The organism is Streptomyces bluensis (genome assembly GCF_014650715.1).
Taxonomy (GTDB): Bacteria; Actinomycetota; Actinomycetes; order Streptomycetales; family Streptomycetaceae; genus Streptomyces; species Streptomyces bluensis.
Window position 1 is genome coordinate 140728 of record NZ_BMVM01000001.1, and the last position, 16948, is coordinate 157675.

General features: G+C 68.9%; 13 protein-coding genes and 3 pseudogenes. 6 read left to right on the plus strand and 10 right to left on the minus strand.

Annotated elements, in window-relative coordinates; genetic code table 11:
- Positions 1–153 precede the first annotated feature (153 nt).
- Positions 154–831, minus strand: a complete 678-nt coding sequence (locus tag IE262_RS00800) for an alpha/beta hydrolase (protein ID WP_189870457.1) — start codon at positions 829–831, stop codon at positions 154–156.
- A gap of 179 nt (positions 832–1010) precedes the next feature.
- On the opposite strand from IE262_RS00800, the pseudogene IE262_RS40455 reads away from it, so the two are divergent.
- Positions 1011–1362: pseudogene (locus tag IE262_RS40455) on the plus strand (transposase family protein); the annotation flags it as partial.
- Positions 1363–1420: 58 nt separating this feature from the next.
- Here IE262_RS40455 and IE262_RS00805 read toward each other — a convergent pair.
- Entirely contained in the window at positions 1421–2146 is a 726-nt protein-coding gene (locus IE262_RS00805) for a LysR substrate-binding domain-containing protein (protein WP_189870459.1), read from the minus strand.
- Here IE262_RS00805 and IE262_RS00810 point away from each other — a divergent pair.
- Positions 2111–2385: pseudogene (locus tag IE262_RS00810) on the plus strand (transposase); the annotation flags it as partial. The gene IE262_RS00805 and the pseudogene IE262_RS00810 sit on opposite strands and share 36 nt — an antisense overlap.
- Before the next feature lie 382 nt (positions 2386–2767).
- On the opposite strand, the gene IE262_RS00815 reads toward IE262_RS00810, so the two are convergent.
- A complete protein-coding gene (locus tag IE262_RS00815) occupies positions 2768–3316 on the minus strand; it encodes an AMIN-like domain-containing (lipo)protein (RefSeq protein ID WP_189870463.1) in 549 nt (182 codons plus the stop codon).
- Between the two features lie 195 nt (positions 3317–3511).
- A pseudogene (locus IE262_RS00820) lies at positions 3512–4175 on the minus strand (integrase core domain-containing protein); the annotation flags it as partial.
- Positions 4176–4341: 166 nt separating this feature from the next.
- Between IE262_RS00820 and IE262_RS00825 the strand changes: the two are divergent.
- From IE262_RS00825 to IE262_RS00840, 4 genes are all read left to right on the plus strand, one after another.
- Positions 4342–4776 carry a cupin domain-containing protein gene (locus IE262_RS00825; RefSeq protein WP_134039467.1) on the plus strand — a complete coding sequence of 145 codons (435 nt, stop codon included), beginning with the start codon at positions 4342–4344 and terminating at the stop codon, positions 4774–4776.
- A 308-nt stretch (positions 4777–5084) separates the two neighbouring features.
- Positions 5085–6098, plus strand: coding sequence for an ArsR/SmtB family transcription factor (locus tag IE262_RS00830; protein ID WP_189870465.1), 1014 nt, complete (start codon positions 5085–5087; stop codon positions 6096–6098).
- A gap of 193 nt (positions 6099–6291) precedes the next feature.
- Positions 6292–6789 (plus strand): hypothetical protein, encoded by a 498-nt coding sequence (locus IE262_RS00835; RefSeq protein WP_189870467.1) that lies wholly within the window; start codon positions 6292–6294, stop codon positions 6787–6789.
- A 135-nt stretch (positions 6790–6924) separates the two neighbouring features.
- A complete protein-coding gene (locus IE262_RS00840; RefSeq protein ID WP_373304957.1) occupies positions 6925–8049 on the plus strand; it encodes a D-alanyl-D-alanine carboxypeptidase family protein in 1125 nt (374 codons plus the stop codon).
- 298 nt (positions 8050–8347) lie between these two features.
- Here IE262_RS00840 and IE262_RS00845 read toward each other — a convergent pair whose 3' ends face one another.
- From IE262_RS00845 to uidA, 6 genes are all read right to left on the minus strand, one after another.
- On the minus strand, positions 8348–8905 hold the full coding sequence (locus IE262_RS00845) for a TetR/AcrR family transcriptional regulator (protein WP_189870472.1): 558 nt from the start codon (positions 8903–8905) through the stop codon (positions 8348–8350).
- 9 nt (positions 8906–8914) lie between these two features.
- Entirely contained in the window at positions 8915–9496 is a 582-nt protein-coding gene (locus IE262_RS00850; protein ID WP_134039462.1) for a sugar O-acetyltransferase, read from the minus strand.
- A gap of 374 nt (positions 9497–9870) precedes the next feature.
- Positions 9871–10473 carry a TetR/AcrR family transcriptional regulator gene (locus IE262_RS00855; protein ID WP_189870474.1) on the minus strand — a complete coding sequence of 201 codons (603 nt, stop codon included), beginning with the start codon at positions 10471–10473 and terminating at the stop codon, positions 9871–9873.
- A 95-nt stretch (positions 10474–10568) separates the two neighbouring features.
- Complete coding sequence (locus IE262_RS00860; RefSeq protein WP_189870476.1) at positions 10569–13247, minus strand: family 78 glycoside hydrolase catalytic domain; 2679 nt, start codon at positions 13245–13247, stop codon at positions 10569–10571.
- A gap of 172 nt (positions 13248–13419) precedes the next feature.
- The gene (locus IE262_RS00865; protein WP_189870478.1) at positions 13420–14802 is read right to left on the minus strand and encodes an MFS transporter; all 1383 of its coding nucleotides are present in this window, start codon (positions 14800–14802) and stop codon (positions 13420–13422) included.
- A gap of 241 nt (positions 14803–15043) precedes the next feature.
- On the minus strand, positions 15044–16870 hold the full coding sequence (gene uidA / locus IE262_RS00870) for a beta-glucuronidase (RefSeq protein WP_189870480.1): 1827 nt from the start codon (positions 16868–16870) through the stop codon (positions 15044–15046).
- Between the last annotated feature and the right edge of the window lie 78 nt (positions 16871–16948).

Consider the following 16948-nt stretch of genomic DNA (forward strand, 5'->3'; position numbering starts at 1 on the left):
CGGCTCACCAACTCGTCATGCGGGCAGCCGTGATCATGGTGTGGCGAACGACCTGGACGTCTCGGCGCGGGCCCTACGTCGAGATCGAGTCGGTGGATGTCGGTCAGTGGCCCAGTGCGGACGCGGAAGAGGGGGCGTGGGGCCGTGCGACTGTTATGCCCCGGTTCGGTATGCCTCCAGGTGGTCGGCCAGTTCTGTGGGGTGGCCGAGCATGGGGCAGTGGTCACCGGGCAGTTCGTCGGGGGTAATGCCCAGGCGCTCCCGCACGATGCGGCGCATGTACTCGGCGGGGAAGAAGCGGTCGTCGCGGGACAGCAAGAACTTCGTGGGCACGTCTGGCCACGCGGCCAGCGGCCATGGCTCCATGAACGGGGTTGCCGACTGCGTACGCGTGTGCTTCTCGGCCTCGGCGGCCAGTTCCGGCGGGGTGTCGTGGTGGAACAGGGCGGTGTCGTCGTCGGGGTCCCTGCCGTCGCGTTCGTCTTGTTCACGCCTGGCTTGTTCGTAGCCGGTGTTGGCCCACCACTGACCTGGGGCCTCACCCGGTGCCGGGATCTGCGCCTGCAGCATCACCAGCAAATCCACCGGCACGCGGTCGCACACCAGCGGGGCGGTGAACCCGCCGAAGGAGTGGGCCACCAGGATCAGGCTGGTGCGATCACCGATGGCGTCGACCACGCTGTCGGCGTACTCGGCCAGCCCGGCCGAGTCGTCGTCGCACGGCAGGTCCACCGCCACCACGTCATGGCCTCGCCCGCGCAGCTCAGCCTCCAGCAGATGCCAGTACCACGGGCTGGACGCGGCACCGGGAATCAACACATACGTAGCCATCGTGAACGACCCCCTCAGTTGTGGATACCGTGCCTCAACGCCGTCGCTCGGCCGGCCGAGTCACGGCGGGCGAAGCCGCACCGCTGAGGGGAGTTGTCCCCGGTACTCGAAAGAGCGTGGTCGATGCGGTGATGAGGCGAGGGCGACCATGATATTTTGTGACGAACAACCCGGACACCCTCGCGGCAGCACTCTATGCGACGACCGACGACGTGTGGATCGTGGACTCCACACCTGTGGAATGTGGCCGCTCGGGAGAGACCGTGAAGCGCTCTGACCTGGTCGGATGGGCCGGGTACGGCTACTGCGACAGCCACAGCCGCTTCTTCTGGGGCCTGCTACTGGACCTGCTCGCGGCCGAGCCGCACCTTGTCGCTGCCCGGCCCGGCCAGACACTGATCGGCGACAAGAACTATTTTCGGCCGCACCTTCGCACAGGAACTTGCCCAGCTAGGCATTCAGTTGCTGCGTCCGACGCGCAAGGGCGAACGGCAGCGGCCCGGCGGGGCGCTGTTCAAGCCACCACGCCAGACAAGGCATCCACCGCTCGCTCACCTCGTACGATCACTGATCCCTTGGAATGGATCATCTAGCCGGCCGGCTTCGGCCGACGTGAGGTCAGGTCCGTCGCCGCCGCACGGAGCATGTGGCGTAACCAGGAGTGCATCGGATCGGTGTCCAGACGTGTGTGCCAGGCCATCCCATAGGGAAACGCGTCGAACTCTTCCGGGGCCTCGACCAGCCGCATGCGCGGATTCGTGGCCGCCCGCTGCTCCGCCAGTCTTCGCGGAATCGTTGCCACCAGAGGCGTACCGGGCAGGACGGCGAAGGCCGAGCTGAAGTGCGCCACCCGCACCGCGGCTGTCCGGCTGTGGCCGAGGGCCTGTAACCACCGCTCGATCAACGGCTGCTCCTGCTGTATCAACGCGATGACCAGGTGGCGGGCCGCTACGTATTCGGCCAGCGAGAAGCGGTCCCGCACAGGGTGGTCGTGGTCCACCACGCAGATCACGTCGTCGGTGAACAGGCGCTCCCACCGTAGTGGGGCGGCCGGGCGGAGGACGGACAGGACAATGTCGGCCCGGTCCTGTTCGAGGTCCGTGTAACTGTCATCTCCCCTCGGCTCGAAGCGGACTTCCAGCTTGGGCGCGGCTCGAAGCAGCCGGGGCAGCAGGTGCGGTCCCAGGGTGGAGGCGGCGTAGTCGGTGCAGACGACGCGCACGATCCCGATGGCGGCGGAGGGGTCGAAGTCCCGGCCGGCCACGAGATTCTCCAGCCGCGGCAGGAGTTCCAGGGCATCCTGTTCGTGCTGCACACCGGGATCGCCTGGGAATACCTCCCTCAAGAAGTCGGCTTCGGCTCGGGCATGACCTGCTGGCGCCGCCTGGCCGAGTGGTCCGAGCCGGAGTGCGGCCCCGGCTGCACGAGGTCCTCCTGGCCAAGCTCCGGGGTGCGAACGCCTTGGACTTCTCCCGTGCGGCGGTCGACGGTTCCCGCATCCGGGCGTTAAAGGGGACTCTCAAGACCGGACGAAGCCCCGTCGACCGGGGCAGGACGGAGCAGGACGGGCAGCAAGCGGCCTGTGTACGCCGTGCTGGAATGGGCCGCCCATCACCTCGACGCGGTCGAAGCTGCCCGCTGCCACTACGACCAGCGCCATGCCGGCAAGTGAATGCCGGCACGTCTCGCGCAAGACGACGCCGTCCATCTGCTGTCCCGTAACCGCAGGGGGGTGAGGGCCGGTTCCTGCGAGCTCTCGGCCATGGCCCGAGGCCCCTGTCCGTCACCCACCAGAGGCACTGGAGTTGCCGGTCATCTCATGGTCGCCGGAACGCCCTCACTGACGACGCCAACAGCGCGGGTCCTCCCTGCGACAACCTGAGGAGACGTCATGCGATGTACCGGCTGGCGTCGACGCCGAGTGGCCGGGACGCGGCTACCAGCGGTGCGCCACGTCCACCACCAGCCGTTCGGGCAGTACCAGCACCCGGAACGGCAGCCGGGCCCGAACACCGAGTCCGATATGGGTGGCTGAGTCGTAGTAGCCGCCGAACTTCGCGTCCCGGAAGGTCTGGTAGCCGCTGAAGTCCAGCCCCGGCAGCGGATCCGCGAGCCCGACCGGATACTGCGAGTGGTTGACCGGAGCGGTGAACTCGATCTCGATGACTGCCCCGCCCTCGACGGGGATCCCGGTCTGGGACGGGATGTGGGCGAAACTGGGCACATACTGCACCCAGTACAGGGCGGGGTCGGCAGTGGTCATGCCTGGGATGTCGAAGACCATCCGGTCATAGCAGGGGTGGCGGCCGGTCCGGACGTCCGCCAGAGCGCCGGCCATCTCAAGTGATCCCGGTTCCGACTTCGCCTGACTCCCCCAGCCCGTCTCGCAAGCGGCGGTCTGCGGCGCGGCAGCGGCAGTCGGCACGGCGCCTGCCCCTGTCAGTACCAGCGCCAGCGTTGCCAGCACCGTTGTCCAGCGTCTCATCGGTGAGCAGCCCCTTCCTTCTTTGCATGTCATGCATCCATGCCCTGTCAGACAAAAGGCGCAGCAAGATGGTTGGGCGTGATTACCGCCGAGTTTGGGACATTTCAAGCGTCCGGCCCGTCACTGACCTCGATCCCGAGCGCTGTCAACGGCGCCCTCTCGGTGAATGCGGGGAACTCCATGCGGTTCGTCTCCTCACGCTGTCGGATGGCACCGGCTATGGCGTCGACGTGCTCGCCTGGCGCTCGTGCTCCGCGTGGATGGCTGGCTCGGCTTGGATAGTGCGTCAAGACAGCGGTGGCGGTTGTAGGTGTGCAGGATGTCTGTCAGGGCGGCGGGTGCGTTCGTTGTTGCTGGTGCAGGGCCGCGGGCAGGCCCACTCGTCGAGCAGGGTGCGGTTGAAGCGTTCGACCTTGCCGTTGGTCTGCGGCCGGTAGGCGCGGGTGAGCTTGCCGGCCGCGCCGCAGTTGGCGAAGAAGGCCGCGGCTCGTTGGAGGAAGGCCGCGCAGGTGGCGGCCTTCTCGTCCGGGTGGACTTCGCTGTAAGCGAGGCGGCTGTAGTCGTCGACCGCGGAGTGGATGTAGTCGAAGCCGGTGGTGCGGCGGCAGTCGGGGCAGGCGGCACGGGCGTGGACCCGCCACCCTCAGCCGTCGGGGATGCGGCCGAGTTTCTTGACGTCCACGTGGACAGGTGTGCCGGGCCGGCTGCGTTCGTAGCGGCGGATGATCCGTCCGGTGGGCCGGTCGAGGAAGCCAAGGCGGTTCAGGCAGTGCCGGGCCAGGACCCGGTGGACGGTCCAAACGGGCAGGCCCACGATCGGAGCGATGCGAGCCGGGCCCAGCTTGCTCTCTCGTCGCAGTCGGCGGTGCGGTCAGGTTGCCGCCGCAGGCCTCGTTCCCCAGTGGTCCAGGCGGCGTGATGCTCCGGCATCTTTCGGGGACCGATGTGGGCGTTCGCGTCCCAACAGCCTCTGCGGCGCCTTATGTTCACGGCGGTATGCAACCCCGTACTCGCAGGAGGCCCGTATGCGCCACACGCTCGGCACCGTCATAACCGGGGCCGTGACCGCCGCGACCGTCCTGGTGGGTGGCACCGCCCAGGCCACGCCTCAGGGACCGGGGGTCACGGCCCGGGTGATCGGTCAGACCACCGTGAACGGCACCGACTACACCCTGCGGGAGATCACCATCCCGCCCGGCCAGACCACCGGCTGGCACTACCACGACGGGCCGCTGTACGGCGTCGTCAAGCAGGGCACGCTCAGCCACTTCGACTCAAGTTGCGCCTCCGACGGCGTCTACCGCACGGGCAACACCATCCAGGAACCGGCCGGGGCGGAGTACGTCCACATCGGCCGCAACCTGGGCGACACCCCGCTCGTCCTGAACGTGCTCTACGTCCTCCCGCACGGCGCCCCGTTCTCCCAGGACGCGCCCAATCCCGGCTGCCCCTTCGAGTGATCACCGCCGTGGCCAACCGACTGGTGGGCGGGTGCTGGAGCCGCTGTTGCGGCATACGGCTCCCGGGACCTGCCCGAACGGTACGGCCGGGATGGTTCGAGTCGTCGCCTTCAGCTGCACTCTGCGCGGTCGGTGCTCATGGGACCACGCTCTCAGATGGGACGATCCGTCGGGGCCGTGCTCCCGTGGCCGGTCACGCACCGGTCCGGAACTGACCGTCTGTGGTGGCCTTTGCGGCGGGTATGGGGGATGACGTCGGGCTGTCGTGAGGCTCGATACACCACCTGACGTCCATGAGGAGAGGCAGGATGGCATTCCGCATCCATTTCACGAGCGACGATCTTCTTCGTGTGTCGCTCGCACAAGAGCCCAATCCACTGAGCGAGACGATCTTCAGCCTGCGGCTTCTGCGACTACGGGATCCCGGCACCGTCTTCGCGCCGTGGCGGCGCTGGTCACACTCCCGATTCCCCCGCTCCGTTCACTTGCTGCGAACCCTGGTGCCGTCACCTCACGGGTTCTGTCCAGACTTCCTGACTCCGACCGGCGCCACGGACCTCGATGCGGGGCTGGAGGAGTTGCTGCACACACCGAAGTCATTTCTGCGCAAGGACATGGAGGCGTACGTCCGCATGTCCGGCACGCCACTCCCCCTGTGGGTGGCCCCGCTCGCCGACGGTGCCCCGCGCGCCCTGGAAGCCGTGAGTGGGGCCGTACGCGATTGGCATCAGGCGGCGGTCGCCCCCATGTGGCATCACCTGCACGCCCGCTTTGAGGTGGCCCGATTATCGGCGGCACGCTCGCTGCTGACGGAAGGCCTCGACAGCATGCTGTCCAGGCTGCATCCCACGATCCGCTGGACACCTCCCGTCCTGGAGCTGGCCTGTCCGGATCACGACTGGGACATCCACCTCGGCGGCCGCGGCCTGTTGCTGACCCCCTCCTACTTCATCGGCCAGGAACCCGCGATCAACCTCGATCCGGACCTGCCCCCCGTGGTGATCTACCCGGTCACCCACGACAGCACGTGGAACCCCGCCTCAACCTCCGAGTACGCCGAAGACACTCGTCGTACCAGGCTCTCCGCACTCCTGGGTCACGGCCGTGCCGCAGTGCTGGAGGCACTCTCCGCGGATCAGAGCACCAGCACCCATCTCGTCCGGCGCACTGGGCTGTCCCCGGCCACCGTCTCCCACCACACCACGGTGCTCCGCGAGGCGGGACTCATCGACACACGGCGCGCGGGCATCAGCGTCCAGCACACCATCACCCCCCTGGGGATCCGGCTGATGCGTGGCCACTCGGCACCGCACCCGTGGTGAACCAAGCCTGAGACCGACAACGGCAGGTTCCTTGCCGCTGATCCAGCCAGGGCGCTTTTCGAGCACGGTCGAAAAGCTTCTTCTGGCAGCTGCGCATCAGCAAGCATCAGGGGCGGCGGCGCAGGCAGCGGCGGCATCGCAGCCGACGCCACCAGCGGACATCGGACTCGCGTGACCAGGGGGTAACAGAAGAATGCGCGTCAAACGCTCGATTCTCGGCTTGGTCGGCGTCCTGGCCTGGATGCTGACAGCGGTTTTCACCACCGGATCGGCTCAGGCGGCCGAGCCCTCGAACAACGGCGCAGGTGGCAACGTTCGGATCGCACCGTCGGCGCCGGACAGCGCCCAGTCGGTGTCGGCCCAGGGCATAGCTGCGGTCTCTCCGACGATCTCGCCGGCCACCAGGTTCATTCACGTGGCCACCGGCGAGCCCTACACCTGCGACTCGGGGAACTTCTGCGGCGAGGTCTGGGATCCCGTGGTGTCCAAGTGGAAGGTTTTCTTCCTCTACTACTGCAATAGGTACGCGCTGGCCAACTGGAACGGCATGGGTGATTACACCAACGCCCAGACCGGCGGAGCCTCCGCCACCTTCTACCGCCAGAACGGCAGCGTCCTGGGAACCGCCCCTGCCGGAACGGTCGAAGTAGCCCAGGACTGGACGCCTGTCTGGTACATCCGCAACTGCTGAGCGCGGCTGGATCTCACGGCGGCCCCGATCAGCACGATCGGGGCCGACCGTCGGGGTCAGCAGCAGCGTTCCAGAGGGCGAAAGGGCCTGCCGCCACCACTACACTTCGCTGTCACACGAGGATCGGGGGATCGTATGCACATGTCAGTGCGCAGCAGACTCGCGGCCGTCATCGGGTGGTTCGTCCTGGTGGCGGCCCTTCTCGGCACGGCCGCCGCTCCCGTGCGCGCCGCGGTGCCACAGACCGCGTCGAGCGACGTACCGCCCGGCGTGACTGCGGGCATCGCGGTCTACGACCGGCAGACCGGCACCTTCAGCGAGCAGCTCAATCCTCACCTGCAGTTCCGCGCGGCCTCGGTCGTCAAGCTCCTCATCGCGCTCGACCACGTGTGGAACCGAGGCCCGGACTACAACCTGCCTGCGGACGATCGCTCCCGGCTCGACGCGATGCTGCGCAGCAGCGACGACGCTGCGGCCTCTCACTACTGGTCGCAGAACGGCGGGAGCGCGATCGTGGGCCGCATGGTCTCCCGTCTTGGCCTGACCGACACCGCGGGACCTCCGGCAGGCTACCCCGGGTACTGGGGATACACGGCGCTGTCGGCGGCCGACACCGTACGGATCTACCGGTACATCCTGGACAGCGCCCCGGCCTCTGTCCGCGACCTCGTCATGGACAACCTGCGGCAGTCCACGCGGTGCGGCACGGACGGCTTCGACCAGCGCTTCGGCATCCCGGCGTCGTTCGAGCGGCCGTGGGCGGTGAAGCAGGGCTGGTCCGGGTTCGGCAGCTCGGGCGACTGCTCAAACACGACCGCGGCCAGGACAACCGCAGCCGACGTGGACCTCACGCAGCGGGCCCTGCACTCCACCGGCACGGTCGGGACCGGCGACCGCTCGATCGTCGCCGTCTTCACTCTGCAACCGCAGAGCACTTCATTCGGCGCTGCGTACACCAACCTGAACCGGCTGGTGCGTTCGCTGAACGTGCCAGGAGGAGTCCATCCGGCCGGTACGTGGTTCGGCACCTGGGGTTCTGGGGTCCGGGTCCGGGCCGGCACGACCACCACATCGACCGTGCTCACCCAACTCCCCGCGGGCGTAGAGGTGCTGATCAGCTGTCAGGAGCGCGGCCAGGAAGTGGAGGTGCCGCCGTACAGGAACGACTGGTGGGCGTACCTTCCTCTGTACGGGGGCTACATCACCAACATCTACGTCCGCTCTCCGGACAACAAACTGCCGAATGTACCCACCTGTTAGCACTCCAGTGCGACATCGTGATCTATCCGGTCGCGGCGACGGCAAGTCGTCGCCGGTAGTGGCTGTCCTGGCCGTTGTCGCGTCGGCGGTGAGGGCGGCCAGGAATGCCGGGGCCAGCACGGCCAGGGTGATGTGATGCGCCGGCGGCCTCGGGCCGATGCTCGCCGGCAACTGGACCGGCACGTCAGGCACAGCCGACTCCCGGCTGCCGACAGGCGTAGAGCGGGCCATGGCACACGGTGGTGCACACGTGGCCCGGCCTGGGGCGCCGCGCGGCGCCGCCATGCTGCTCGGGCTGTCATCGGGACCGTTCGCCGGGGGCGGTGATGCGGGTGATCGCTTCGAGCGTCAGGGAACGGTCGTGGGGCTCACACGACAGAGCCTGATGCAGTGTCAGCCCCTCGATGAGCGCGTCGAGCTGGCGGGCGGTGACGGGGTCGAAATGCTTCTCCAGGTGAACGCGGCTGCGGCGCATCCACTCGTGTGTGAGTTCCCGGTAGTCGGGCCGGCGGGCCGCGAGGGTGTACAGCTCCTGCGCGAGCACCAGGTCACGGGCGTCACCCTTGGAAAGCGCATGGACGAGATCGGCGACCGCTTGCCGGGCCTGGCCGGGATCGGCCGGGGCTGACAGATGGGCGTCGAAGACGGTGACGATGTGGTCGGTGAACCGGCCGAAGGCCGCGCGCAGCACGTCATCCATACCGCTGAAGTGGTAGGTCATCGAGCCGAGCGGGACACCGGCGCGTGCGGCGATCTTCCGGTGGGAGAGGTGGCCGATTCCTTCCTCGGCGATGAGGTCGAGTGCGGCGTCGAGGATGCGTGCCCGGCGCTGGGGGTCGGTGTGTCCGGTGGCCATGAGTGCGGCTCACAGACTCCGCACCACGCGGGCGGGGTTGCCGATGGCGACGACGTTCGCGGGTACGTCCTTGGTGACGACCGCGCCGGCGCCGATGACGGAGTTGTCGCCGATGGTGACGCCGGGCAGGATGATGGCCCCGCCGCCGATCCACACGTTGTCACCGATGACGATGGGCCGGGCCGCCTCCAGCTTGTCGCGCCGCGGCTGCGGTTCCAGCGGATGAGTCGGGGTCAGCAGCTGGACATTCGGGCCGATCTGGCAGTCCTCGCCGATCGTGATGGGCGCGACGTCCAGGGCCGTGAGGTTGTAGTTGACGAAGGTCCGCGCACCGATCGTGATGTTGCTGCCGTAGTCGACGTACAGCGGGGGACGTATGTGCGCCTGTTCCCCCAGGGAGCCCAGCAGCTCCTGCAGCAGCGGCTGCGCGGCTTCGGCGTCCTCGGCGAAGGCGGTCTGGTAACGGGCAGCCAGGCTCACGGCCCGCTGCAGGAGCCGGGCGATCTCGGGGTCGTCGGCGATGTAGAAGTCGCCCGCCTGCATACGTTCCAGGTTGCTGCGCGGGTCCTGGGCGAAGTAGTTCGTCGGCATGCGGGCATGCTATCCAACAGAATGTACGAACGTACACTCCAGGTCGTGCCAGCTGCTTCGACAGTGGGCCAGGTCCATCCGGGCGCGCTGCTGATCCGGGCGATCGGCGCCCGCGACGCCGCGATCGGGGTCTGCAGGCGACGGTCACCGCGCTCAGGAATCGGGCAGCTTTCGAACTCCCTTACCCACCGGTCACGGTGGTGCGGTGCATCCCGTTGCCGCCGGCCGCGAGGTCGTCGCGCCTCCGATCCGGTCGTGTCTCGCAGGCTGGGCCGGCATCCGCCGGACGGAGTCGGTACGCCTGCGCGGGTCCCCGCAGACCAGTGAGTGCGGGCGTCGCAGAGGCCGGACAAGAGGTACTGGTGACGCTCAGCTCAGCTGTTGTCCCGCTCCAGAAGCAGGCGCAGGAAGTCGTTGACCGGTCCGATGATGTCGAGCTCCTGGTCGAGCACCCACTGCAGTTGGAGGCCGTTGAGCACGGCATGGAAGAGAACCGCGGCGCTCTCGGGGGTGACGCCCTCGCGCAGTCGGCCGCGGGCCGCCTTGTCGCGGAAACCCTCGGCGAACTGCGTGCGCCCACGCTCGTATCGCTCGACGAAGTACGTGTGGGCCGGGTGATCCGAGCGTGAGGCCGCGGCGGCGAGCTCGATCCACAGCCGCATCAGCTCGGGGGCTTTCTGGTGGTGGCGAATGAGTTCGCCGAGGTAGGGCGAGAGCTCGTCAAGGCTGTCGACCTGTGCCAGGCCCTGCTGCCACTCCTCGGAGTCCCGCTTCGCGAGGACTTCGGCGAGGAGTTCGTCCTTGTTGCGGAAGTGATGCAGGAGCCCGGCGTGGGTGATTCCGGCCCGCTCGGCGATGTCGCGCAGGGAGGCTTTGGTGTAGCCCTTCTCGGCGAAGCTGTCGCGTGCCGCCCGTACGATCTCCGCTCTTCGGGCCGGTGTCTTGGCGTACGGCCCGCGCGCTTTGGCCTCACCCACGTGTGTTCCCCCAACGAAAGCGGTTCGGACAGGTCGTGCGCAGCAGCTGACGGTCAAAAACTACCACAAGGTTGGCATTTGTCTCGTCGTGCAGTTCAAGTGCGCCCTCTCAACGCCCCTTTCGCCAGGGGGCGGGTGGCACGGAAGGTGCCCGTCGTGGCGGTCTCGGTGGTGCCGTCGGGGAAGACGACCCGTGCGGTGGTGGCCGATGGCACGTCGACGGTGAGGGTCAGTTCCTCGCCGGTCGTCTGCCACTCGACGGTGATCGTGCCCTGCGGGGACTCGTGTGTGCCCCGGACCCACGTCAGGGACGGGTGCGGGACGGGCGCGACCTCGAAGGACTCCCAGGCGACCGATCCCGGCGCCTGCCGCAGACCGAGTGTGTGCGTGTGCAGGAAGCGGATCACGGCGCCCTTGCTGTAGTGGTTGAGGGAGTCGTGAGCGTCGCCGTTCTCGTCGACGCCCTCCCAGTCCTCCCAGATCGTGGTCGCGCCGCGGTCGACCATGTACAGCCAGGACGGTGCGGTGCGCTGGAGGAGCAGTTCGTGGGCGACGTCGGCGTGGCCGGTGTCGGCCAGGACCGGGAGCAGGTGGCCGGTGGCGAGGAATCCGGTACCGAGGCGGGTGCCGGCGGCGCGGATCAGGTCGACGAGGCGTGCGGCGGAGGCCCCGCGCAGCTCGTCGGGGACGAGCCCGAACGCCAGCGCCCGTACATAGGCAGCCTGGGTGTCGCCGGTGGTACGTCCGTCCGGGGTCAGGAACTCGGTGCGCCAGGCGTCGCGGACGCGCTCGGCGACCTCGGCGTAGCGCGCTGCGTCGTCGGTACGGCCGAGGACCTGCGCGACACGGGCAAGCATCGACGTCGAGCGGTACAGAAACGCCGTGCCGATCTCGCCCTTGTCGGCCATGAACCAGGCGACGGGGTCCGCCTTGATCGGGTCGATGCGGGTGCCGTCGGCGGCCTTCGCCTTCGGCTCCGTCCACTCGCCCCAGTGGAAGGAGCCGTCCCAGAGGTACTGCTCGTGCGGGAGCGGATCGGCCGAGCGCTCGATCCGGGACTGGTGGCGGGCGGTACGAGCGGTCACCAGCGCCCGCTCGACCCACCGGACCATCGCCTTCCAGTTCTCCGCGAGGACCTCCCGGTCGCCGTAGGACTCGTACAGCTCCCAGGGCACGGAGACGATCGCGTCGCCCCAGCCGGCTGAGCCGGTCATCATGGCGAACTGGTCGTCGAGGTGGTGCTTGATACGGCGGCCGTCGGGCGAGAAGTTGGCGATCCGGCCGTCGGGCAGTTGGTCGTCGCGGACGGAGCGGAGCCATTTGCGGCTGAAGCCGAGGACGTCGTACAGGCGCGTGGCGGTCGGGGCGAAAACCTGGTAGTCGCCGGTCCAGGCGAGGCGCTCGCGGGTCGGGCAGTCCGTGGGAACGTCGACGGCGTTGCCGCGGAAGCTCCACGCGGCGATCTCGTGAAGGCGGTTGAGGTCGCCGTTACCGCACACGAAGGTACCGGTGCGGCGCAGGTCGGAGTGGACGACGCGCATCGTGAGGCTCGCGGGGTCGAGCGGGGCGCCGTCGCGGCGGATGCGCGCGTACCGGAAGCCGTGCACGGTGTGGCGTGGCTCGAACCTCTCACCCCGGCCCCCTGAGACGACTTCGTCGCGCTGGACGAAGGGAATCGGTTCCTCGCCGGGGCGTACGGAGTCCAGGTGGGCGGTCGCCAGGTCTCCGTCGGGGCCCAGATGTTCCCCGTAGTCGATGACGGTGCGGGTGCCGGCCGGGCCGAGGTCGCTCAGGGTGATCCAGCCGGAGGCGTTCTGCCCGAAGTCCGCGATCCAGAGCGCCTCTTCGAGCTGCTTGACCGACTCCGCCGGGCGTGCGGCGACCACGTGTACGGGCGGCCCGGGCGACCAGTCGATCGCGGGCGCCTGGACCTGGTCGACCAGGACTGGCTGTTCTGCTCCCGGTTCAGCGCGGAAGTCGGTGCTCTGGCCGTCCATGAGGTCGGCACGGGTGATGGCCGACCGCGTGCTCGTCCAGGTCTCGTCGCTGCGCACGACCTGGTGCGAGCCGTCCTCGTAGGTGATGTGCAGCTCGGCACGTGCGGCGAGCACCGTCCCCCACCCGGCCGGCAGACGGAACGCGCCGACCCGGCCCCGGTACCAGCCGTCGGAGACGATGATCTCGATCCGGTTGCCGCCCGCCCTGACGGCGGCCGTGACGTCCGATGCCTGGGCGTAGAGCGTGCGGTCGTACGAGGTGGAGCCGGGTGACAGTTCGGCGGAGCCGGCGCGCTCGCCGTTCACGTACGCCTCGTACACGCCGAGTGCCGTCGCGTACAGCCGTGCCGAGCGCACCCCGGACCGTGCCTGGAACCGGGTCGTCAGGGTATAGGCCGGGCGCTTGCCGTAGCCGGGGTCGTCGCCGGATTCGGCCGGGGAGATCCAGCGCGCCTGCCAGTCCTCATCGAGGAGCCCCGCCTCAAAGGTGTTCCACCTCGACCACGGCGAGGAGCCTTCGGTATCCGCGGCCCGGACCCGCCAGGCCACGCGCTGCCCGCTGCCGAGCGCCGCCCACGGCCAGGGGAGAAACCGGTGCCGGCCGGGCGCGGTCGTCACCGCCGGCTGCGGCACGCCGCCGACGGTGCACTCCAGCTCGTATTCCGCCGGGCGTCCCGCGTCCGACGGCGGCCGCCATGACAGGCGCGGTGCGGGGCCCGACACGGCGAACTCGTCGCCGCCGCTGTCGATCCGCAGGTCGTACGGTGCGTTGTTCATGGTGGTCCTTGTCTATGGTCTTCCTTGTCGAAGTCGGCGGGCTGCCGCACCGCGCGGGCGGCGAGGTGTTCGGCAGCGGATCACATCGGCGCGGGCGGGGCCGGGAGTTGGCCGACGGGTGTGGGAATGGACCCGGTCCCTGGCCGGCGCCGTTGACCGCCGACGTCTCCCGCTACCGGACCGACTTGACCTTGAACTTGATGATCAACCCACCGACCAGGGCGAGAACCGCGCCGCTCAGGTAGAGCTGCGTGTAGTTCTTCTCGCCGCCGGCCGTGACGCCGATGGTGATGACGAGGGGGGCGATCAGCGGGGCGACGGCGCTGGGGATCTTCTGCGCGAACGCGACGACCGCGAGGTAGCGGCCGGCCTGTGCCCGGTCCGGGAGGACGGCGAACACAATCGCCTGGTCGACGGCGCTGAACGCCGCGATGGCGAGTTGCATCAGCACCGCGCCGAGGACGAGTTGGGGCAGCGAGTAGGCGAACGCCTCGGTGACGGCCCCGACGACGAAGAGCACGGCACCGATCAAGGTGAACAGCTTGCGCCGGCCGAGCTTGTCGGAGAGGAAGCCGCCCCCGATGGCGCCGACGGCTGCCGCCAGCACCCCGATGGCCCCGACGGTCGCCACGACGCCGGCGACGTCCTTGATGGGCAGGTCGAGCCGCTGGGCGTAGAAGAAGGTGCCGAAGGTGGTGTTGAAGTACAGGCCCATGAAGAAGACGAAGCGGCCGAGCCAGTTCCAGCCGAAGTCGGGGTACTTGCGGGGGTTGAAGCCGTAGCTGGCGATCAGGCCCTTGAGGGTCACATCGCTGGTGTGGACGAGAGCACGGGAGTCCCCTTCCGGCTTGAAAACGGGGAACAGCAGCAGCATGGCCGCTCCGAGGACGCCCGGGACCAGGAACACCAGGAGCGTGCTGGAGGCCACCGCGTACGCGATGCCGATGCCGATCACGGGTGCGATCTGGTTCATGACGCTGGTCAGGGCCGAGATGCGGCCGCGTTGTTCCTCGGGCACGCGGTCGGCCTGGACGTTCTGGATGGCCTGCCCGGCCGTGGACCAGCCGATCATGCCGACGACCCACACCAGGCCCACCAGGAAGACGGTCGGTGCGGCGGCGATCCCGAAGAGCGCGACGACACCGAGGACGGCCCCGGCGATCATGAACGGTGTCCTGCGGCCGAGGCGGGAGCGCGTCCGGTCGCTCCAGAAGCCGATCAGAGGGCTGAGGACCAGGTAGACGAACTGGGCGGACCCGGTGACGTATCCAAGCAGTTCCTCGCGTCCGGGGGCGAGATCGGAGATCCGCAGTGCCAGCGAGTAGGACAGGGGAACCATCAGGGCCAGCGAGGCCCCGAAGCTGGCGATCATCATCCAGGTGATGTAGCCCGTGGCGACCTTCTGCAGCGCCGGGGCCTCGATCTCGGGGGCCGAGGTCCGGCTCGCCTCGCCGCCGTCGGCCCTCGCCGGCCCTGCCGGCTTCTCCCCGTCCCCCTTCACCGGCTCGGTCGGCGGGGGCCCGGCCACGCCGAGGTCGCGATCGTTGTGCGGCATGAGTACTCCTTCGTCTCATGAACTGCCAGGCGGCGCGGCACCTGGTGGGGGACGGCACACGCGCGTTGGTGGATGCGCTGGTGGCGTAGGGGGCGTGGGTGCGGAGCGACACGTGACCAGGACCGCTCGACGACCGACTGCAGGCGGTGGTCGGGCTCGGGGTGCCGGTCGCCACCTGGTCGGTCTCTTGGAAGGGTTGGGGACGCTGGGGAATTGGAACGTTTCAGTCGCCCAGTCCGTGTCAGTCGTTCGCGGCCGGACCCGGCTTGCGCCCGCCCAGGCCGTGCCATCGGCGGCGGAGGGCGAACGCCGCCGTCTTCGGCTTGCGGTCGCGGGTGAACACGCCCTTCTTGTTGCCGTCGACGCGGTGGATGCCGGCGGAGGTCTGGAAGTCGGCGAAGTTCCAGACGTGTTCGCCGACGAAATCGGGGACGCGGTCGAAGACGCGGTGGTACATGGCGAGGTAGTCGCTCTGGTACTCCTCGCTCCACGGGGTGTCCCACACGGAGTGCAGACCGGGCTGGGTGTCGGCGCCGTACTCGGACATCATCACCGGCTTGCCGAAGCGCTGGACCCAGCCGCGGAGGTCCTGCTCCAGGTACTGCTCGGCGGTCGCGAGGTCACCGGTGAAGACGTACCAGCCGTAGTAGCGGTTGATGCTCAGCACGTCGAACAGGTCGCCGATCCGGTCGTTCCGCGGCGTCGCGAACATGACCGCGGAGTAGGTGAGGGGGCGGGTCGGGTCGAGCTTGCGGGTCAGTTCGACCAGTGGCTCGAAGTACTCGCGGGCGCCGTCCTCGTTGGAGGCCGGCTCGTTGGCGAGGGACCACATCACCACGCTCGGATGGTTCTTGTCCCGTTCGATCAGCTCCCGCAGGTGCTGGGCGTGGACGTCGCGGGTGGTGCCGCCGAAGTTCTCCGGCGCGAAGGTCGGGGTCGGTGCCTGGCCGGTGAGGCCGCCCATGACGCCCAGGTTCAGGCCGACGGCGGCGGTCTCGTCGATGACGACGATGCCCTGCCGGTCGGCGAAGTCGAGGACCTCCTCGGCGTACGGGTAGTGCGAGGTGCGGAAGGAGTTGGCGCCGGTCCACTGAAGGAGCTGGAAGTCGTGGACGAGGTAGGCGTCATCGTGGCCCTTGCCCCGGACGGGGGTGTCCTCGTGCTTGCCGAACCCGGTGAAGTAGAACGGTTCGCCGTTGATGAGGAACTCGGTGCCCCGCACTTCGACGGTACGGACGCCGAAGGGCTGGGTGTAGCTGTCGACCGGTTCTCCCTTGCCTGTCTCGTCGGCGGCGATCAGCTCCACGACGAGGTCGTAGAGGTAGCCGGCGCCGGGCTGCCAAAGGGTGGCGTCCTCGATGCGGAGAGTGCCCTCGGGGCCGTGTGCCTCCGCCACGGTCCGACCCGCCTCGTCGAGCGCGCGCACCCGGACGTCGGGCACCTCGGCGGCCTGGCCGGCGGTCTCCACGCGGTAGTCGACGATGCCGGCCGCGCCGTCCCGTCCGGTGACGACAGTGACGTCCTCGACGAAGGTCGTGGGTGTGCTGCACAGGCGGACCGGGCGGGCGATGCCCGCGTAGTTGTAGAAGTCGTGCAGGTACGACTGGCGTTGGCGGCCGTCGGGGCCGGTGGTGAGGGTGCCCGGCGGGATCGTCTCGTTCGTCAGCCGGTTGTCGACGCCGACCGTCAGGCGGAACTCGGCGCCGGGGCGGACGATGCCGGTCAGGTCCGCCTCGAACGGGGTGTAGCCGCCGGTGTGTTCGGCCACGAGCAGGTCGTCCACGTAGACCTGGGCGGCGTGGGTGACGGAGCCGAAGCGCAGGACCACCCGCTGCCCCGCCCAGCCGCGCGGCACCCGTACATCGCGCTGGTACCAGACGAGGCCGACGTGGTCGCGTATCGCCGCGTCGGTGAACAGGTCGTTGTAGCTGGCGGGGACGGGGGCTTCGAGGGGTGAGGTGAGCCGCGACGTCCACGGGGTGGCGTCGGCGCGGGTGTCGAGGGCGAATCGCCACAGGCCGTCGAGGCTGACGATGTCGCGGGTGGGGCTGGTGCGGGGCGAGAGCATGCGGCTCCTACGCGTCGTTCGCGGGGTAGCCGTCCGGGGCGGACGGGCGGTTGTGTGCGGTGTCGCGGATGCGTGGAC